This window comes from Streptomyces sp. SID5785 (assembly GCF_009870065.1).
Lineage (GTDB): Bacteria > Actinomycetota > Actinomycetes > Streptomycetales > Streptomycetaceae > Streptomyces.
Genome location: NZ_WWIA01000589.1, coordinates 1 through 17,356 on the forward strand (window position 1 = coordinate 1; position 17,356 = coordinate 17,356).

At 71.6% G+C, this 17,356-nt stretch carries 15 protein-coding genes and 1 pseudogene; 13 read left to right on the plus strand and 3 right to left on the minus strand.

Going from position 1 to position 17,356, the window contains the following annotated elements; all coding sequences use genetic code 11:
- The coding region (locus GTW43_RS19185) for a LuxR C-terminal-related transcriptional regulator (RefSeq protein WP_237536693.1) at nucleotides 1–286 on the plus strand (286 nt) is incomplete at its 5' end.
- A 384-nt stretch (nucleotides 287–670) separates the two neighbouring features.
- Here the strand turns inward: GTW43_RS19185 and GTW43_RS19190 are convergent.
- The 3 genes from GTW43_RS19190 to GTW43_RS19200 all read right to left on the minus strand — a co-directional run bounded on the left by GTW43_RS19190 (nucleotide 671) and on the right by GTW43_RS19200 (nucleotide 4,137).
- Nucleotides 671–2,128, minus strand: coding sequence for a catalase (locus GTW43_RS19190; protein ID WP_161303251.1), 1,458 nt, complete (start codon nucleotides 2,126–2,128; stop codon nucleotides 671–673).
- Nucleotides 2,129–2,337: 209 nt separating this feature from the next.
- Nucleotides 2,338–3,234, minus strand: coding sequence for a 2-hydroxy-3-oxopropionate reductase (locus tag GTW43_RS19195; protein ID WP_161303252.1), 897 nt, complete (start codon nucleotides 3,232–3,234; stop codon nucleotides 2,338–2,340).
- A gap of 60 nt (nucleotides 3,235–3,294) precedes the next feature.
- Complete coding sequence (locus GTW43_RS19200; RefSeq protein WP_161303253.1) at nucleotides 3,295–4,137, minus strand: TIM barrel protein; 843 nt, start codon at nucleotides 4,135–4,137, stop codon at nucleotides 3,295–3,297.
- Between the two features lie 286 nt (nucleotides 4,138–4,423).
- Between GTW43_RS19200 and GTW43_RS19205 the strand changes: the two genes are divergently transcribed.
- The 12 genes and pseudogenes from GTW43_RS19205 to GTW43_RS19260 all read left to right on the plus strand — a co-directional run.
- Nucleotides 4,424–5,215, plus strand: coding sequence for a hypothetical protein (locus GTW43_RS19205; RefSeq protein ID WP_161303254.1), 792 nt, complete (start codon nucleotides 4,424–4,426; stop codon nucleotides 5,213–5,215).
- Nucleotides 5,212–7,548 carry a hypothetical protein gene (locus GTW43_RS19210; protein WP_161303255.1) on the plus strand — a complete coding sequence of 779 codons (2,337 nt, stop codon included), beginning with the start codon at nucleotides 5,212–5,214 and terminating at the stop codon, nucleotides 7,546–7,548. The genes GTW43_RS19205 and GTW43_RS19210 overlap by 4 nt, the downstream gene beginning before the upstream one ends.
- Nucleotides 7,545–9,203: a hypothetical protein gene (locus tag GTW43_RS19215; RefSeq protein WP_161303256.1), complete on the plus strand. Its 1,659-nt coding sequence runs from the start codon at nucleotides 7,545–7,547 to the stop codon at nucleotides 9,201–9,203. The genes GTW43_RS19210 and GTW43_RS19215 overlap by 4 nt, the downstream gene beginning before the upstream one ends.
- Nucleotides 9,204–9,236: 33 nt before the next feature.
- The gene (locus GTW43_RS19220) at nucleotides 9,237–9,488 is read left to right on the plus strand and encodes a hypothetical protein (RefSeq protein ID WP_161303257.1); all 252 of its coding nucleotides are present in this window, start codon (nucleotides 9,237–9,239) and stop codon (nucleotides 9,486–9,488) included.
- Nucleotides 9,489–9,556: 68 nt separating this feature from the next.
- On the plus strand, nucleotides 9,557–9,868 hold the full coding sequence (locus GTW43_RS19225) for a helix-turn-helix domain-containing protein (RefSeq protein WP_161303263.1): 312 nt from the start codon (nucleotides 9,557–9,559) through the stop codon (nucleotides 9,866–9,868).
- 178 nt (nucleotides 9,869–10,046) lie between these two features.
- Nucleotides 10,047–10,565 (plus strand): 2-oxo-4-hydroxy-4-carboxy-5-ureidoimidazoline decarboxylase, encoded by a 519-nt coding sequence (uraD, locus tag GTW43_RS19230; protein WP_161303258.1) that lies wholly within the window; start codon nucleotides 10,047–10,049, stop codon nucleotides 10,563–10,565.
- The gene (gene uraH, locus GTW43_RS19235) at nucleotides 10,562–10,963 is read left to right on the plus strand and encodes a hydroxyisourate hydrolase (RefSeq protein ID WP_161303259.1); all 402 of its coding nucleotides are present in this window, start codon (nucleotides 10,562–10,564) and stop codon (nucleotides 10,961–10,963) included. The genes uraD and uraH overlap by 4 nt, the downstream gene beginning before the upstream one ends.
- Before the next feature lie 5 nt (nucleotides 10,964–10,968).
- Nucleotides 10,969–11,901: a factor-independent urate hydroxylase gene (gene pucL / locus GTW43_RS19240; protein ID WP_161303260.1), complete on the plus strand. Its 933-nt coding sequence runs from the start codon at nucleotides 10,969–10,971 to the stop codon at nucleotides 11,899–11,901.
- Between the two features lie 66 nt (nucleotides 11,902–11,967).
- The gene (locus GTW43_RS19245; protein ID WP_161303261.1) at nucleotides 11,968–13,383 is read left to right on the plus strand and encodes a nucleobase:cation symporter-2 family protein; all 1,416 of its coding nucleotides are present in this window, start codon (nucleotides 11,968–11,970) and stop codon (nucleotides 13,381–13,383) included.
- 45 nt (nucleotides 13,384–13,428) lie between these two features.
- Nucleotides 13,429–14,814 (plus strand): 8-oxoguanine deaminase, encoded by a 1,386-nt coding sequence (locus GTW43_RS19250; RefSeq protein WP_161303262.1) that lies wholly within the window; start codon nucleotides 13,429–13,431, stop codon nucleotides 14,812–14,814.
- 342 nt (nucleotides 14,815–15,156) lie between these two features.
- Complete coding sequence (locus tag GTW43_RS19255) at nucleotides 15,157–16,509, plus strand: nucleobase:cation symporter-2 family protein (RefSeq protein ID WP_161303264.1); 1,353 nt, start codon at nucleotides 15,157–15,159, stop codon at nucleotides 16,507–16,509.
- Nucleotides 16,510–16,725: 216 nt separating this feature from the next.
- A pseudogene (locus GTW43_RS19260) lies at nucleotides 16,726–17,356 on the plus strand (hypothetical protein); the annotation flags it as partial.

Sequence of the window (17,356 nt, forward strand, 5' to 3'; positions counted from 1 at the left end):
GCGGATCGTGGACCCGGCGCTGCGGGCCGAACTGCTCGCGGTGTGCGGCCGGCTGGCCTCGGCGGCGGCCCCGCCGCCCCGGCAGGCCCCGGTGGCGCTCGCACCGCGCGAGGTGGACGTGCTCGCGTGCGTCGCCGCGGGCGCGACGAACGCGGTGGCCGCGGAGCGTCTCGGGCTGCGGCCGGAGACCGTGAAGGGCTATCTGCGCTCGGCCATGCGCAGGCTGGGCGCACACACCCGTGGCGAGGCCGTGGTGGCGGCGCGCCGCGCGGGCCTGCTTCCGTAGCGTCCGCGCACGGCGCGTTCCGTAGCGCCCGCGCACGGCGAAGAGCCCCGGGTACGGACCGTCGTACCCGGGGCTCTGGTGCGGGAGGTGGTTGCCGTCCGACCGCGCGCGACTGGCGGAACATGCATGCGCGCCGCCGGACGGAGCCGCTGGGACCGCGGCGGCCGGGCGACGGACCACCGGCTGCCCTCCCTCAGGTCGAGAGGGGAGCCGGAGGACCTTCACCACCGCACTGGCTCGCACCGGCCGGCCGCGGTCCTCGTCGTCCCGCGACCCGCCGCACGACCACCCCTCATCCGGGTCGCGCAGCAGGTGCGGGCTTGTGCGCACAGGGACTGACCTCCCGTCATTCCCCGTACGCAGCCTGGGTGTTCCTCGAGGGAACTAGTCCTCGCGCAGGGCGCGGACGGCTTCCTCGACGCGCTTGCCGTAGTCGGCGTCGGCGGCGTGGAAGTGGGCGAGGTTCTTCTCCACGATGTCGTCGCGCGAGACCTGGGAGAGGCCGCCCGCGATGTTCGCGACCAGGCGTCCCTTCTCGTCCTCGGACATCAGCCGGTACAGCTCGCCGGCCTGGAAGAAGTCGTCGTCCTTGGTGTGGGCCGGGGCCTCGTGCGTGCCCGTGTAGCCGGAGACCGCGAGCGGCGCGGCGAGCGCGCGGCCGGTCTCGGCGGGGCCGTCGAAGGAGTTCGGCTCGTAGTTCTTGCGGCTGCGGGCGTAGGCGTTGGACGCCATCAGGCCGTCGCGGCCGTAGTTGTCCGCCTCGGTCGCCTTCGGCGCGTTGACCGCGAGCTGGGTGTGGTTGACGCCCAGACGGTAGCGGTGCGCGTCCGCGTAGGCGAACAGGCGGCCCTGCAGCATCTTGTCGGGGGAGGGGCCGATGCCCGGAACGAAGTTGTTCGGGGAGAAGGCGGCCTGCTCGACCTCGGCGAAGACGTTGTCGGGGTTGCGGTCCAGGACCAGCCGGCCCACGCGCTGCAGCGGGTAGTCCTTGTGCGGCCACACCTTGGTGAGGTCGAACGGGTTGAACTGGTAGTCCGCCGCCTCGGCCGCCGGCATGATCTGCACGTAGAGCGTCCAGGACGGGTTCACGCCGCGCTCGATGGCCTGCAGCAGGTCCGTCTGGTGCGAGTTCGGGTCGCTGCCCGCGATCTCGGCGGCCTGCTCCGACGACAGGGAGCGGATGCCCTGGTTCGTCTTGAAGTGGTACTTCACGAAGAAGGCTTCGCCCTGCTCGTTCGTCCACTGGTAGGTGTGCGAGCCGTAGCCGTTCATGTGGCGGTACGAGGCGGGGATGCCGCGGTCGCCCATGAGCCAGGTGATCTGGTGCGTGGCCTCGGGGGCGTGCGCCCAGAAGTCCCAGACGTTCTCCGGCTCCTGCTTGCCCGTGAAGGGGTCGCGCTTCTGGGAGTGGATGAAGTCGGGGAACTTCAGCGGGTCCTTGATGAAGAAGACCGGGGTGTTGTTGCCGACGAGGTCGTAGTTGCCCTCCTCGGTGTAGAACTTCAGCGCGAAGCCGCGGGGGTCACGGACGGCGTCCGCGCCGCCGAGGTTGTCGGCGACGGTCGAGAAGCGCAGGAAGACCTCGGTGCGCTTGCCGATCGTGTTCAGGAAGTCGGCGTACGTGAAGCCGGTGACGTCGTCCGTCACCTCGAAGTAGCCGTACGCGCCGGAACCGCGGGCGTGCACCACGCGCTCCGGGATGCGCTCGCGGTTGAAGCGGGCGAGCTTCTCCAGGAGGTGCTGGTCCTGGAGCAGGAGGGGGCCGCCGGCGCCGGCGGTGGCGGAGTTCTGGTTGTCGGCGACAGGGGCGCCGGACTCGGTCGTGAGCACACGCTTCGGCATTGTTTCGAGGCGACCTTCCGTGCAGTGGCTGCTGACGATGTGGGGAGCGTAGATACCCCTGAACAGCTACGTCAACAGTTTGTTGAAGTTCTGGGGGAACCTTTTCAACAAGTTGTTGAATCGGTGGGCATGGGTTCCGGGCCGCGGCGGCGCCTGGGCGCGACAGGACAGGTGTCAGCGCCGCCGCGGCCCGGAAGCTTTGGGGAGGGTCAGGCCACCTGGTTGCCCGAGAGGCGCTCGACGGCGCGCAGCAGGGCCGAGTGGTCCAGGCCGCCGTCGCCCTGGGCGCGCAGCGAGGCGACCAGCTGGGCCACCACGGCGCCGACCGGGAGGGCCGCGCCCACGGTGCGGGCGGCGTCGGTGACGATGCCCATGTCCTTGTGGTGCAGGTCGATCCGGAAGCCGGGCTTGAAGTCGCGGTTCAGGAAGTTGTCCTTCTTGCGGGTCAGCACGGTCGAGCCCGCCAGCCCCCCGTTGAGGACGTCGAGCGCGGCGGTCAGGTCCACGCCGGACTTCTCGAGGAACACCACGGCCTCGGCGCACGCCTGGATGTTCACGGCGACGATCAGCTGGTTGGCGGCCTTCACGGTCTGGCCCGAGCCGTGCGGACCGCACAGCACGATGGTCTTGCCCAGGGCCTCGAGGAGCGGCTTGGCCTCGTCGAAGTCGGCCTGCTCACCGCCGACCATGATCGACAGGACGGCCTCGATGGCACCGGCCTCGCCGCCGGAGACGGGGGCGTCGATGACGCGGATGCCCTTCTCCTCGGCATTCTTCGCCAGGTCGATCGAGGTCTGCGGGGTGATCGACGACATGTCGACGATCAGCGCGCCCGACCGCGCGTTCTCGAGGATGCCGTCCGGGCCGTAGTTGATGGCCTCGACCTGCGGGGACGCGGGCACCATCGTCACGATGACGTCGGCGTCCCCGACGGCCTCGGCGATCGACTTCACGGCCTTGCCGCCGGCCGCGGCGAGGCGGTCCAGCTTGTCCTGCTCCAGGGTGAAGCCCGTGACGTCGTAGCCGGCCTTGATCAGGTTCTCCGACATGGGCGAGCCCATGATGCCGAGACCGATCCACGCGACCTTGGGGAGGTTGTTGCTCATGAGGGTGACTCCAAAAAAGCTCGGGAAGGCGGTGATGCGTCGATGTGGCCGGTGCGCGGCTCAGCGGCGCGCGGCGCGGGCCTCGCGCGGCAGCCAGTCGAAGGCCTCGGCGCTCGGGCGGTCGCCCGGCTTGTACTCCAGGCCCACGTAGCCGTCGTAGCCGGCCTTCGCGAGCTGGTCGAGGAGGTCCTCGAGCGGGAGCGTGCCGGTGCCCGGCGCGCCGCGGCCGGGGTTGTCCGCGATCTGCACGTGTGCGGTCTTGTCCGTGTACGCGCTGATGACCTGCTGGAGGTCCTCGCCGTTCATCGACAGGTGGTACAGGTCCATGAGGAACTTGGCGTTGCCGAGGCCGGTCGCCGCGTTCACCTTGTCGACGATCTCGATCGCCTTGGGGGCGCTCACGATCGGGCAGGCGGGCGACTCGGGGCGGTTGAGCGCCTCGATGAGCAGCACGGCGCCGACGCGGTCGGCCGCGCGGGCCGCGAGCACCAGGTTCTCCAGGGCCAGCTCGTCCTGGACGGCCGGGTCCACGCCCTCGACGCGGTTGCCGTAGAGGGCGTTGAGCGCCGTGCAGCCGAGGGACTGCGCGAAGTCGGCGGCGACGTCGATGTTCGCCCGGAACTTCTCGCTCTCCTCGCCCGGCACGGAGAGCGCGCCGCGGTCGGGGCCCGGCAGCTGTCCGGCGTAGAAGTTCAGGCCGGTGAGCTGGACGCCCGCGTCCTGGATCGCGCCGCGCAGCGCGTCGAGCTCGGACTGCTCGGGGGTGGGGGCGTCGACCCAGGGCCACCACAGCTCGACCGCGGTGAAGCCCGCCGCGGCGGCGGCCGCGGGACGCTCCAGGAGCGGGAGCTCCGTGAAGAGGATCGACAGGTTGACGTTGAAGCGCTGGTCCGCGAATCCCATGAGGGTCGGCGCTCCCTTCTGGTCCGTGTGCCCGGATCCGTGCTCCGCGAGACGGTTGATTCCGTATTGCGGAAGTTTCTTTCTGCGTGATGGAAGATTGCCTGGAAGGCCTCCCGGCTGTCAAGAGGCTCCGCGCGAGGTTCCGCCGAAATCTGCCGACTCGCACCCGAACGCCCGTCCGGGAGGCCGCCCGGACGAGTGCGAAGAAACCGCCGCCGTCACGTGTGTGACCCACGGGTTCTGGGCAGGCGAACGCCCGTTGCGGGTCATGGGAGTTGGGGGGAGCATGAGCGGGTCCCGGGCAGTGCCCACGAACGGGCTGTCACCGGTGTACGACGAGACGGGGGCCGCCTCCGCGCGCTTCCTGCGCTGGCTCGCCGAGACCGCGGGTGCCCCCGGCGCCCGCGTGGCCAGTGCCGACTACGCGGAGCACGGACGCTGCAGTCTCGATCTCGTCGAGCACATCGTGGCCAGACTGGCCGCACTCGGCTGGATCACCGTGCACAACGACTCGGGCGCCGTGCCGCCCCTGGTCAGCCCCACCGAGGTCGGTCTCGCCGAGACCCGCGCCTGGGACGAGGCCTACGCCGACCGCGACACGCGCAGGCGCTACGCCAAGGCGGCCCTGTTCGCCTGGTGGGACCGGGACGGCCAGCACCCCACCGGCGAGCAGAACGCCGAGGACTTCCTGTGGGCGCCGGAGGCCTTCTACTGCGGCCGCCAGCTCGCCTTCGAGGACCTGGAGCACGCCAAGGACCACCTCGAACTGCCCACCCCCGTGCGCATCGGCGTCGACGAGCAGGGCACCGGCGTCTTCCTCTCCTTCGACCAGCTGGCCCAGCTCGTCCAGGCGTCCCGGCCCGACCTCACCGAGGGCGACAGCGAGCTGCGCCAGGTCCGGGAGCTGGCCGGTGCCCTCACCGACGCCGCCCGCGACGGCGCCGAGCCCGACGCCGGGGTCCGCCGCCGCTTCCTGGAGCACAGCCGCAATCTGCTGCAGTCCGGCGGCACCATGGGCCGCGACATGATGACCGGCATCGTCTCCGACGTGATCACGGGGATGCTGAGGCTGCCGTGACCGCGCCGAGAGATCCGAGAGCTCCCGGGGACCCGGCCGGTCCGGGCGACCCGACCGGCCCCGCAGGACCCGACCGCGCCCCGACCCCGGCGTCCCCGTCCCCCGAACAGATCCCCGAGGTGTACGCGCGCCAGCCGCTGCTCGGCCGGCTCGTCCCCCGACTCGTCGGCCTCGAACGCGAACACCACCGCAGACGCCGCCACCACGAGTTCGCCGACGACCTGCCCGTCGTCCTGCTCAGCGGACGGCACGGCACCGGCAAGAGCGCCATGCTCGGCGACCTCCAGCAGGCCTACGCCCCCGCGGCCGGGCCCTGGCCGGGGCCCCGCGTGCCCTTCGCCCGGATCAACTGCACCGCACTGTGGGAGCGCGCCCGCGTCGGCCCGGAGATCTCCAACAACTCGCACGCCGTCGAGATGCTCGTCGAACTCGTCACCCAGCTGTCCCGGCCCGTCGCCGGCTTCGGCCGGCTGCGCTTCCCGCGCACCACCGCGGGCCTGCTCGCCGTGATCTCCGCCCGGCGCCCCGGCAACGCCGACGAGCGGTACGTCGCCGACCGCCACGCCCGCGCCCTGGCCGGCGCCCCCGACGGCACCGGACCCCCCGCGACCTGGGACTCCCTGTTCCGCTCCGCCCTGACCGTGCCGCCCGACGGCAGCTCCCCGGACCCCGACGAGCTCCCCGAGGCCGCCGTGCGCAGCTACCTCGGCCGCCCCTATCGCAGGCGCTCGCGCCGCCTCGCCGCCCGCCGCATCGCCGCCTGGTACGAGAACCACCGCTCCGCCACCGACAACCGGCTGCGCGGCATGCCGCCCGGCGCCGCCGCCCGCCCCACCCGGGTGCCCGCCGCCGAGCGCGCCCGCACCGTGGCACGGCTCTGCCGCGAGTTCCACCAGGGCCGCGGCTTCCGGCGCGGCGTCGAACGCATGCTGATGGCCGCGTTCCTGCGCGACCTGCGCTACGGCCCGCTGCGCCGCGGCAACCGCGCGCCCCGCCCCCTGGTCCTGCTCGACAACGTGCACGCCGACCCCGGCCGCGACTTCCTCGAACTGCTCCTGGAACAGCGCGCCGCCCCGGCCCGCGGCCCCCGCGACCCGCTCGTCGTCATCGCGACCGAACTGCGCGGCGACGACGGCGCCGCCACCGCCGACGAGGACAGCGTCGCGCACCCCGCCGCCACCGTGCGCGCCCTCCACGAGATCGGCGTCGACTCCGGCTGGCGGCGCACCGGCACCGAACCCTCCGCCGGCGTCCTGCTGCTGCCGCTGCCGCCCCTGGACACCGAGCACCTCGAACGCATGCTGCGCCGCGACGAGCGCGCCACCTTCGACCCGTACATCGCGACCGCCGTGCACGACGTCACCCGCGGCCACCCCATGGGTGCCCGCCGGCTCTGCGACGCCGTCGTGCACAAGGCCCGCGACGGGGAGTGGGTCACCGCCGAGGAGCTCCTCGACCTCGACCATCCCGGCGGCGCGGGCGAGTCCGTCATCTGGCGGCTCCTGAACACCCTGGTCGGCAGCGAGAACCACGACGAGCTCTGCCTGTTCTCGCTCGCCTGGGACCGGGAGGCCGCCGAACAGCTCGCCGAGCGCTGGGTGCCCCGCCGCATCGACGGCCTCGCCGCGGCCGACGGCGTCGCCGCCCAGCTCGAACGCGAACGCTGGTCCCGCGGCACCGGCAGCCGCCCCTTCATCACCGACCGCTTCCTGCGCGCCCTGCTCGTGCACCAGATGCGCAGCGGGCGCGGTGCGGGCGGCGTGGACTGGGCCGGAGCGCACGCCCTGCTCGCCGAGCACCACCTGCGGCGGGCCGGCAGCCGCTCGGGCACCGCGGGCCGCGAGGAACGGGCCCGCTTCCTGTGGCACCGGCTCGCCGCCGGTGAGGCGCAGGAGGTCGTCGACGTGCTGCACGCGGGGTTCCTCGACCCCGAGGGCAGCGCCCAGGACTGGCTGCACACCCTGCGGACCGTGACGCACGCGCCGCGCCCGCCCGGAGCCCTCTGGTTCGAGCAGTGCCAGGAGGTCGGCAAGGGCCGCAGGGACCGGCTCCAGCTCCAGGCCGACCCCGGCGTCGGCCTGGAGAAGCAGGCGGTCAACCGGCTGCTGCACGCCCTGTGGTACGCCGCCGACGAACTGGCCGAGGCCGACCGGACCCTGGCCGACCGGATCGGACAGGACCTGTCGTTCCTGTCCGCCCAGCACCTGACCGGGCGCGCGGTCCTCGCCCAGGCCGCCGTCCGCTGGCCGCGCGCCGTGCGCGACGGCGACGACTGGCCGCTGGACGAGGCGGCCGCGCCCGCCCGCACGGCCCGGACGGGAGGCACCCGATGACCCTGCGCGACCGCAGGAGCTGGGCCTGGCTGCCGGGCCGGCTCCGCTTCCGGGTGCTCGGACTCATCGACGTCGTGGCGCTGTGGGCGCTCGTCGCCGTGCTGACCGGGGCCGGCGCCTGGTGGGGCATCGGCTCGTACCGCCACCACCGCGACTACTGCACCGCCGGGCAGGAGCTGCGGCGCACGGGCCCCGACGGCGAGTGCATCGGCGTCACGGCGCGCGCCTACCCGTTCGCGCCCGGCCTGCGCGACGTCCTCGGGCGGATCGCCACGGAGAACACGGCGGCCCGCACCTCGGGGCGCCCCGTCGTCAGCGTCGCCGTCGTCATGCCGTTCACGGCGAACCATCCGGGCGCCGCGATGTCCGAGGAGCTGATCCGGCACTCGCTGCAGGGCGCCTACGTGGCCCAGCACGCCCACAACCACGGGCCCGCGACCGCCGACACCGCCGTCCAGCTGCTGTTCGCCAACGTCGGCGAGGACCTCGGCCACTGGCGCACCGTGACCGACGAGCTCGCCGCCCGCAGCGCCGCGGGCACGGTGGCGCCCGTCGTCGCCGCGATCGGCTTCCCCAACAGCGACACCCGCACCCTCGACTCCGTGCGCAAGGGACTCGCGCCCGCCCACATCCCGGCGGTCAGCGCCGTGCTCAGCTCGCGCGACATGGAGAGCCCGTACCTGTTCAAGGTCTCGCCGTCCACCGACCAGCTGGTGGACGCCCTCAAGCGGTACGTGAGCGCGAACGGCGTGGACCGCGACCGGACGTTCATGGTCGCCGACAGCCGCGAGGACAACTACGTCACGAACCTGCGGGACGTCTTCCGCCGCGAGTTCGGCGCCGCCTACGGCATCACCGACGACGCCGTGGACCGCCGCATCGAGTACTACCGGGGCATCAAGGGCCCCGCCGCGGGCACCCCGCAGATCTTCCGGCGGGCCGTGTCCGGGATGTGCGCCGACGGCACCCGCACCGTGTTCTTCGCGGGCCGGGACGCCGACCTGCCGCCGTTCCTGCGCACGATCGACTCGATCAGCTCCTGCGACCGGGCCGCCGGCGAGGAGCCGCTGCGCATCCTGCGGGTCAGCACCGGCCGCGACCCGGTCACCGAGACGAAGGGGCTGAAGGAGCTGGCCGACCGGGACGGGATCGAGATCGTCACCGCCGCGGCCGTCGACGCCCCGCGCTGGCGGGCCGGCCGCGGCCGCGACGAGCAGGTCCCCAAGGCCTTCGGCGCCTTCGCCCGCGCCTACGACGGCTCCTTCACGAAGGAGCCGCGGGACGCCCTGAACGACGGGTACGCGGTCATGTTCCACGACGCGCTCACGGCGGTCGGCACGGCCGTCGCCGCCGTCACCGACAACGGCGTCCCGGCCGTCGGCAAGGACGACGTGCACGGCGAGCTCGGCCGCGGCAGCCCGCTCGGGCACTGCGCGGCGACCTGCGTGCCCGGCGCCGGCGGCGTCTTCACGTTCGCCGACGAGGACGCCACGGGGAGCTCCAAGGAGCACGGCACCCCGGGGGAGCGGGCGAGCGGACTGTGGCCGGTGTGCAAGCCCGTCCCCGTAGTGACCTTCCCCGAGGAGCGCCGTGACCGCTCGCCCCTGTACCGGACCTACCAGAAGCCCGGTACGAAGACCTGCCCGCTGCCCTGACCGCCCGGGCCCGCGGCGGGTTAGGTTGAGCGGGTGCGATTGAGAGTGGAATTCACGACGGAGCCCTTCGATCTCGACGAGGCGCCCGCGCACGCGGTGGCGGCCCGCCGGGTGATCGAGGCGGCGGAGCTCGACGCGGTCGACGTGGGGCCGTTCGGCAACACGGCCGAGGGCGAACGGGACGCGGTCCTCGGCGCGGTCGACGCGCTGCTGCGCGAGAGTCTCGCGACCGGCGCCACCCGCATCTCGCTCCAGGTCAACGTGGTGGGGGAGGACAAGGCGTGACGGACACGGGGGGCGGGACCGCCTCGGGCGAGGCGTTCATCACGGCCGTGAAGCCACTGGTCGACGCCATGGGCGGGGAGCTGCTCCCGCCCGGCGACGGAGGTCTGGACGACGTCGTGCTGAGCTGGCAGGGGGCCGACGTGGCCGCCGTGCGCCTGCCCCAGCTCGCGGACTCCCTGGACCACATCCTGGCCGCCATGGAGCGCGCCAAGGGCAGACCGCTGGCCGATCTGGACCGGCGCGAGAAGCAGGAGGTCGTGCGGGTCCTGGAAGGACGCGGTGCCTTTTCGGTGCGGCACGGGGTGGAGACCGTCGCCGGCGCGCTCGGCGTCTCGCGCTTCACTGTGTACAACTACCTCAACAGGGAGAAGACCTCCTGACCCCTGCTGACCCCACAGCACCCCTCTGACCTGGGGTGATATCGGTGTCAACGGCCGCCGTCCGGATTCCGGGCGGCGGCTTTTCGTTGCGCCAAGTTTTCAACAAACTGTTGACGTGGTGTTTCCGAGGGCGTTAGCTATCCGCAGCCCGTCCAGCACAAGGCCACGGAGGCACCCCGTGACTTCAGGTTCGATGCCGGGTCTGACCCGGTTCAACACCTCGGACGAGAGCACGGCCCAGGCCGAGCTCCACGAGGTGTGTGCTTCATCGGCGTGGGGGAGCAAGATCCTCGCCCAGCGCCCCTTCGCCACCGTAGAGGGACTCTTCCTGGCCAGTGACGCCGCCACGGCGGCACTGACCGACCACGACCTCGCCGAGGCGATGGCGGGGCACCCGCCGATCGGCCGCCCGAAGCCGGGGGACCCCACCTCGTCGCGCGAGCAGCGCGGCATGGCGGGCGCCTCCGAGGAGCTCAAGGCCGAGATGCTCGAACTGAACCTGGCCTACCAGGACCGGTTCGGACACGTCTTCCTCATCTGCGCCACCGGCGCCACCGGGGAGCAGATGCTCGCGGCGCTCAAGGACCGGATCCGCAACACGCCCGAGCGGGAGCGCGACATCGTCCGCACCGAGCTGGGCAAGATCAACCGGATCCGTCTCACCCGCCTCGTGGAAGAAGAGGACAACGCCCGATGAGCACCGAGACCACCGCTTCGGTGTCCACGCACATCCTGGACACCAGCATCGGACGCCCCGCCGAGGGCGTCGCCATCTCCCTTGCGGCACGCGCCGGTTCGGACGCCGCCTGGGTGGCGCTCGGCGGTTCGGCCACCGACGCGGACGGACGCTGCAAGGACCTGCCGGCCCTGCCGGAGGGCACCACCCACGTACGTCTCGACTTCGAGATCGAGGCGTACTTCACCAAGAAGTCCGCGAACCAGCAAGCCGATGCGCAGCAGGACGCCCCCGCGAATCGGGACAGCGACACGTTCTTCCCGGAGGTGGCGATCACGTTCGCCGTCAGGCCGGGCGAGCACTACCACGTGCCGCTGCTGCTCAACCCGTTCGGCTACTCCGTTTACCGAGGGAGCTAGCAGACATGCCTACGATCCTGGGCCAGAACCAGTACGGCAAGGCGGAGAACCGCGTTGTCAAGATCACGCGGGACGGCGACACCCATCACATCAAGGACGTCAACGTCTCGGTCGCCCTCAGCGGCGACCTCGACGACGTCCACCTGACCGGGTCGAACGCCCACTGCCTGCCGACCGACACCACCAAGAACACCTGCTTCGCGTTCGCCAAGGAACACGGGATCGAGTCGATCGAGCAGTACGGCATCGAGCTCGCCCGGCACTTCGTCGAGAGCCAGCCGTCCATCCACCGGGCGCGCATCCGTCTCGAGGAGTACTCCTGGGAGCGCATCTCCGGCTCCGACGCGGGCTCGAAGTTCATCGGCTCCGACGAGGTCAAGCACTCCTTCGTCCGCAAGGGCCAGGAGATCCGCCTCGCGCAGGTCACCTATGACGGCGAGAAGTTCGAGGTCCTCTCCGGCCTCAAGGACCTCACCGTCATGAACACCACCAACTCGGAGTTCTGGGGCTTCATCAAGGACAAGTACACGACGCTCAAGGAGGACTACGACCGTATCCTCGCCACGTCCCTGTCGACGTGGTGGCGGCACAACTGGACGTCCGACGACGAGCGCACGCCCCAGTGGAACAAGTCCTACGACCAGGCCAAGAAGCACATGCTCGAGGCCTTCGTCGAGACGTACTCGCTCTCGCTGCAGCAGACCCTCTTCCAGATGGGTTCGCGGATCATCAACAACCGCGCCGAGATCGACGAGATCCGCTTCTCCGCGCCGAACAAGCACCACTTCCGCCAGGACCTGTCGCCCTTCGGCCTGGAGAACGAGGCGAAGGACGGCGCCGTGTACTGGGCCGCCGACCGCCCCTACGGCCTGATCGAGGCCACGATCCTGCGGGACGGCGCCGACCAGCGCATCCCGGTCGACATGACCAACCTCTGACGCGGGGCGCGCGCCCCCGCCCGCCGCAGTCGGCGGGGGCGCGCCACACCGGAGGGAACATAAGCAATGGCAGTGCCAGCAAAGGGGCCGGCGGACACCGAAGGCCCGTGTTCCACCCCACCGGACAGCACCAAAGGAACCGCCGCGGCGGTCCACCCGGTGGATGAGAAGCTCCACCCGTCGCGGCTCGTCCCCGCCGCACTCCAGCACATCGCGGCCATGTACGCGGGCGTCGTCACCCCGCCGCTCATCATCGGCCAGGCCGTCCACCTCGACACCGCGGGACAGACCCGGCTGATCGCCGCGTCCCTGCTCATCGCCGGTGTGGCCACCCTGCTCCAGACGCTCGGCGTCAAGGGCCTCGTCGGAAACCGGCTGCCCTTCGTCAACGCCGCGTCCTCCGCGGGCATCGCGCCGATGCTCGCCATCGCCGAGACCAACGCGGACGGAGACCAACTCCCCGCGATCTACGGGGCCGTGATGGTCGCGGGCGTCTTCTGCCTCGCCATCGGCCCGTTCTTCGGCCGGCTCCTGCGCTTCTTCCCTCCGCTCGTCACCGGCGTCGTCATCACCCTCATCGGGGTGACGCTGATGCCCGTACCGGTCGGCTGGGCCCAGGGCGGCGACAAGACCGCCGCCGACTACGGCGACATGCGCTACCTCGCGCTCGCCGGTTTCACCCTCGTCGTCATCCTCCTGATCCAGCGCTTCGGCAAGGGCTTCGTCAAGCAGGTCGCCCTGCTCTTCGGCCTGTTGATCGGCACACTGGCCGCGATCCCCTTCGGGATGGCGGACTTCAGCTCCCTGAAGTCCGCACCCGTGGCCGCCCTGCCGACGCCCTTCGCCTTCGGCGCCCCCGAGTTCCAGCCCGCCGCGATCGTCTCGCTCTGCCTCGTCATGCTCGTCCTGATGACCGAGTCCAGCGCCGGGATGCTCGCCATCGGCGAGATCTGCGAGCGGGACTGCGACGGCAGGACCATCACCCGCGGTCTGCGCACCGACGGCATCGCGACCTTCCTCGGCCCGGTCTTCGGCGGCTTCCCGACCTCGGCCTTCGCCCAGAACGTCGGCGTCGTCTCGCTCACCAAGGTGCGCAGCCGCTACGTCGTCGCCGTCGCCGGCGGCGCCCTGCTCGTCCTCGGCGCGTTCCCGGTCCTCGGCGCGGTCGTCTCGATGGTCCCCATGCCGGTCCTCGGCGGCGCGGGCATCGTCCTGTTCGGCTCCATCGCCGTCAGCGGCATCCGCACCCTCTCGGAGGCGGGCCTCGACGACAGCTCCAACATCATCCTGGTGGCCGTCTCGCTCGGCGCGGGCATCATCCCGCTCGCGGCACCCACCTTCTACGCCGATTTCCCGGCCTGGGCGCAGACCGTGCTCGGCTCCGGCATCAGCGCCGGCGCACTCGTCGCCGTCTCGCTGAATCTCTTCTTCCACCATCTCGGCACCCGTGGCAGCACCGCCGCGGCACTCAAATCCTCCTAGGGTCCTGCCGTGCCCAATCGCCACACACGAAATGAAGGAAGCACCATGGCACCTTCTACGGCAGACCGCATCGTCATCGAGAACGTCGCGATCGCGACGGTCGACGCACAGGACACCGAGTACGCCTCGGGCCACATCGTCGTCAGCGGCAACAGGATCGAGTCCATCGGAGCGGGACAGGCCCCGAAGGACCTCGAGAACGTCGTCCGCCGCATCGACGGCACCGGCCACCTGGCCACGCCCGGCCTGGTCAACACGCACCACCACTTCTACCAGTGGATCACCCGCGGTCTGGCGACGGACCACAACCTGTTCAACTGGCTGGTGGCGCTCTACCCGACCTGGGCGCGCATCGACGAGCAGATGACGTACGCGGCGGCGCAGGGCTCCCTCGCGATGATGGCCCGCGGCGGTGTCACCACCGCCATGGACCACCACTACGTGTTCCCCCAGGGCTCGGGCGACCTCTCCGGATCGATCATCCGTGCCGCCTCCGAGATGGGCGTGCGCTTCACCCTGGCCCGCGGCTCCATGGACCGCAGCGAGAAGGACGGCGGCCTGCCGCCGGACTTCGCCGTCGAGACCCTCGAAGGCGCCCTCGCGGCGACCGAGGAGACGGTGAAGAAGCACCACGACTCCTCCTTCGACGCGATGACGCAGATCGCCGTCGCGCCCTGCTCGCCGTTCTCCGTGTCCACCGAACTCCTCAAGCAGGGCGCCGAGCTGGCGCGCTCGCTCGGCGTACGGCTGCACACCCACGGCAGCGAGACGGTCGAGGAGGAGAAGTTCTGCCACGAGCTGTTCGGCATGGGCCCGACCGACTACTTCGAGTCGACGGGCTGGCTCGGCGAGGACGTGTGGATGGCGCACAGCGTCCACATGAACGACTCCGACATCGCCGCGTTCGGCCGCACGAAGACGGGCGTCGCGCACTGTCCGTCCTCCAACGCCCGCCTCGCGGCGGGCATCGCCCGCGTGCCCGACATGCTCGCGGCCGGCGTCCCCGTCGGCCTCGGGGTCGACGGCACCGCCTCCAACGAGTCGGGCGAACTCCACACCGAACTGCGCAACGCCCTGCTCATCAACCGCCTCGGCGCCCACCGCGAGGCGGCCCTGAACGCCCGTCAGGCGCTGCGCCTCGGCACGTACGGCGGTGCGCAGGTCCTCGGCCGTGCCTCCCAGATCGGATCCCTGGAAGCCGGCAAGCTCGCCGACCTCGTCCTGTGGAAGCTGGACACCCTGGCCCACTCGTCGATCGCCGACCCGGTGACCGCGCTCGTCTTCGGCGCGGCCGCACCGGTCACCCTCTCTCTCGTCAACGGCCGCCCGGTGGTGGAGAACAGCCGCCTCCTGCACGTCGACGAGGACGCCATCGCCCGCTCCACGCGGGACGAGGCACAGCGCCTGGCGCGGATCGCCGCACAGGCCTGAACCAAGACTCCGGTCAGGGGGGACGGCCCCTGACCGGGGACCCGAGCTGCCGAGCGGGCAGCTCGGGTGCCGCCCCGGAACGTGGCCCTAAGCCTCACGTTCCCGGGGCGGTCAGCACTACCTGGGCGCACGACAACCGAACAGTGAGCACGACCGCACCACCTTGCACCTTGCACCACCTCCCTGAAGCGCAAAGCACCGGCGACCGCCCGGTGCCGGAAAACAACCGGAGGAGCCGCAGTGGCGACGAAGCCCAGGTTCACCAAGCAAGGCACCACCTCCGCGGCAGCAGACGCGGGGCATACCAAACATCCGGTCGACGAGACGCTGCCGCCGCTCAAGATGGCGACCACCGGTCTCCAGCACGTCGCCGCCATGTACGCGGGCGTCGTCGCGCCCCCGCTCATCGTCGGCGCGGCGATCGGCCTCAGCCCGAAGGACCTCACCTTCCTCACCGGCGCCTGTCTGTTCACCGCCGGACTCGCGACCTTCCTGCAGACGCTCGGCTTCTGGAAGATAGGCGCCCGGCTGCCCTTCGTGAACGGCGTGACCTTCGCGGGCGTGGCCCCGATGCTCGCCGTCGTCGCCTCGACCAAGGACAAGGACGACGCGCTGCCGGTCATCTTCGGGGCGGTGATCGTCGCCGGGGTCATCGGATTCGTCGCGGCGCCCTTCTTCTCGAAGATGGTCCGCTTCTTCCCGCCGGTGGTCACCGGCACCGTCATCACCCTCATCGGCGTCTCCCTCATGCCCGTCGCCTTCGGCTGGGCCCAGGGACCGGACCAGACGGCCCCCGACTTCGGTTCGATGAAGAACCTGTCGCTGGCCGGCATCACCCTCGTCATCGTGCTGCTGCTGCGCCGCTTCACCACCGGATTCGTCAAGCAGATCGCCGTCCTGCTCGGACTGGTCCTCGGCACCCTCATCGCCATCCCGTTCGGCGTCACCGACTTCGGGCCGGTCGGCGACGCGGCGGTCGTCGGCTTCCCGACCCCGTTCCACTTCGGCGCCCCGCAGTTCGCCGCCGCGGCCATCGTGTCGATGCTCGTCGTCATGGTCGTCTCCATGACCGAGTCCACCGCCGACATGCTCGCCCTCGGTGAGATCGTCGGCCGGCCCGCCGACGAGAAGACCATCGCCGCCGGTCTGCGCGCCGACACCCTCGGCTCCGCGGTCAGCCCGCTGTTCAACGGCTTCATGTGCAGCGCCTTCGCCCAGAACATCGGCCTGGTCGCCATGACGAAGATCCGCAGCCGCTTCGTGGTCGCGGTCGGCGGCGGCTTCCTCGTCCTGATGGGCCTGTGCCCGATGGCCGCCTCGCTCATCGCCGTCGTGCCGCGCCCGGTGCTCGGCGGTGCCGGAGTCGTGCTCTTCGGCTCGGTCGCGGCGAGCGGCATCCAGACGCTGGTCAAGGCCGGCATGGAGAAGGACAACAACGTCCTGATCGTCGCCGTCTCGCTGGCCGTCGGCCTGATCCCGATCGCGGAGCCGGAGTTCTACCACGCGTTCCCGGACAACGCGAAGATCATCCTGGACTCGGGGATCTCCACCGGCTGCGTCGCGGCCGTCGTCCTCAACATCCTCTTCAACCACCTCGGCAAGCGCCGCGACGCCGACGACGTCACCGCGCCGATGGAGTCGGGCGGGGCCATCTCCGAACAGCGCACGGACGTCCCGGCACCTGCCGCGCACTGAGGCCACGAGGGCCGGAGTGTGCCGGTGCCGGGGCGGTGCGGGAGGCGTCGTGCCCTCAGCACCGCCCCGGCACCGACGCCCTCCGGCCCGTCCGGCCCCTGTGCCCGCCGGACGGAAACCCGGCTGACAGATCCGCCCGCGTGTGGTTACGATGCCCGCGATGATGAACTTCTCCTCGCACGGATGGGGGGAATCGTCCACGCAAGGTGAGTGCTGATGGCACATCACCTCGCGGACGGGATTCCGCCCCACTTGCCGATGTGGCAGCGCGTACGCCGTTACGCCGTGCCACCGTCCATGATCGAGAGCGCCGGCCGGCGCCGCGCTGTCGGCGACTGGGCCGGTGCCTGCGCCGCGGCCCGCGTCGACCTCGACCTCGATCTGCGCGCCGTGCGCCACCGCCACGGCACCGACCTCGCCGACCGCCTCCGCGCCGACCTGCGCCGGCTCGCCCCGGACCTGCTGCGCTGGCACCTGCCCCGCATCGCGCCCGACGGACGGCTGCGCCCCGGCCTCACCGTCCCGCTCGCGCACTACGGTGAACCGGGCGGCCCGCCCGTCCAGTTGGTCGTGCGGACCATGCCGGTCCGCGCCGACGCCGGACAGCGTCTTTCCCTCGCCCTGTGGGCGGGCCCCGGCGGCAGCCCGCCCGGCGGCCACCCGCATCCGCATCCGCACCCCGACCGCCGCTTCCGGCTCGACCTGCACCGGCACCTCTGGGACGCGGAGCGCAGCGGCGACCTGGCCGCCCGCGCCCACGCCGACCGGACCGCCGAGGCGGAGCTGCTGCTGCGCGCCGCAGGCCGCACGCGCGGTGCGTTCACCGTGCGGCTCGGCGCCCGCCGCC

What these genes read in the sequence shown, in the direction of transcription:
- GTW43_RS19215 (WP_161303256.1), top strand. Translation starts at nt 7,545, where the DNA reads ATGACCCTGCGCGACCGCAGGAGCTGGGCCTGGCTGCCGGGCCGGCTC.
- GTW43_RS19205 (WP_161303254.1), top strand. Translation starts at nt 4,424, where the DNA reads ATGAGCGGGTCCCGGGCAGTGCCCACGAACGGGCTGTCACCGGTGTAC.
- uraH (WP_161303259.1), top strand. Translation starts at nt 10,562, where the DNA reads ATGAGCACCGAGACCACCGCTTCGGTGTCCACGCACATCCTGGACACC.
- GTW43_RS19245 (WP_161303261.1), top strand. Translation starts at nt 11,968, where the DNA reads ATGGCAGTGCCAGCAAAGGGGCCGGCGGACACCGAAGGCCCGTGTTCC.
- GTW43_RS19195 (WP_161303252.1), bottom strand. Translation starts at nt 3,234, where the DNA reads ATGAGCAACAACCTCCCCAAGGTCGCGTGGATCGGTCTCGGCATCATG.
- pucL (WP_161303260.1), top strand. Translation starts at nt 10,969, where the DNA reads ATGCCTACGATCCTGGGCCAGAACCAGTACGGCAAGGCGGAGAACCGC.
- GTW43_RS19190 (WP_161303251.1), bottom strand. Translation starts at nt 2,128, where the DNA reads ATGCCGAAGCGTGTGCTCACGACCGAGTCCGGCGCCCCTGTCGCCGAC.
- GTW43_RS19200 (WP_161303253.1), bottom strand. Translation starts at nt 4,137, where the DNA reads ATGGGATTCGCGGACCAGCGCTTCAACGTCAACCTGTCGATCCTCTTC.
- GTW43_RS19255 (WP_161303264.1), top strand. Translation starts at nt 15,157, where the DNA reads ATGGCGACCACCGGTCTCCAGCACGTCGCCGCCATGTACGCGGGCGTC.
- GTW43_RS19225 (WP_161303263.1), top strand. Translation starts at nt 9,557, where the DNA reads ATGGGCGGGGAGCTGCTCCCGCCCGGCGACGGAGGTCTGGACGACGTC.
- GTW43_RS19250 (WP_161303262.1), top strand. Translation starts at nt 13,429, where the DNA reads ATGGCACCTTCTACGGCAGACCGCATCGTCATCGAGAACGTCGCGATC.